This is a genomic window from Paraburkholderia tuberum STM678, from assembly GCF_902833905.1.
GTDB lineage: Bacteria > Pseudomonadota > Gammaproteobacteria > Burkholderiales > Burkholderiaceae > Paraburkholderia > Paraburkholderia tuberum.
Genome location: NZ_CADFGP010000206.1, coordinates 1 through 322 on the forward strand (window position 1 = coordinate 1; position 322 = coordinate 322).

The window sequence follows — 322 nt, forward strand, 5'->3', positions numbered from 1 at the left end:
CGCGAAATACCTCAACGATATCTTCGTCAACGGAGCCCAGCGCGATGTAAGCCATCAGCTTGCCGGCCACACCCAGATCCCACCGGGCGCCGCCCGGCTTCTTATAAGGACCAAAGTGATGACCCGCCGCAGCGTAGATGTGACCTATCACGGGGAACAGGCAGTCAACATGGCGGGCGTGGTGGCGTTCTACATGATAGAGGCGTGGGACGATGCCACCATCCCACACCAAACAGAATGCAGGTTGCCCGCTTTGGGCAAAGGGACTGGTGCAGTACGCGGAGGCCACATGGCCTGACACGTGAGGATAGCTTTTATAAGG

1 protein-coding gene is annotated in these 322 nt (G+C 58.4%); it reads right to left on the reverse strand.

Annotation, left to right across the window (positions count from 1 at the left end; translation table 11 throughout):
- Positions 1-301: carbamoyltransferase N-terminal domain-containing protein (locus HWY30_RS40960; RefSeq protein ID WP_341809969.1), on the reverse strand; the 301-nt coding region annotated here is incomplete at its 3' end.
- Positions 302-322 lie beyond the last annotated feature (21 nt).